Raw genomic sequence first — 282 nt, 5'->3', positions numbered from 1 at the left:
CACCGCGGGCAGGTTGCTCACGTTGCGCGGATTGTCGTGGGTCGGTTCGGAATCCGGCATGTCAGGCGATCCGATCCGCATAGGGGTCGGGAATGCCGAGGGTGGAGAGGATCTCGCGCTCGAGCGCCTCCATGTCCTCGGCATCGTCGTCGTTCTCGTGGTCGTAACCGATCAGGTGCAGGAAGCCATGCACCGCCAGATGGCTCAAATGATGGTCGAACGGCTTCTGTTCCTCATCGGCTTCCCGCCGCGTCGTCTCATAGGCGATCGCGATGTCGCCGA

The 282-nt window shown here is 62.8% G+C and carries 1 protein-coding gene; it reads right to left on the bottom strand.

What is annotated here, in order from left to right; all coding sequences use genetic code 11:
* Positions 1-61 precede the first annotated feature (61 nt).
* On the bottom strand, positions 62-282 hold a 221-nt coding region (gene ybeY / locus FNJ47_RS46965), incomplete at its 5' end, for an rRNA maturation RNase YbeY (protein WP_163163603.1).

The sequence above is a fragment of the Bradyrhizobium uaiense genome (assembly GCF_010811875.1).
Classification (GTDB): domain Bacteria; phylum Pseudomonadota; class Alphaproteobacteria; order Rhizobiales; family Xanthobacteraceae; genus Bradyrhizobium; species Bradyrhizobium uaiense.
This window is presented reverse-complemented; position numbering and strand designations above follow the sequence as displayed.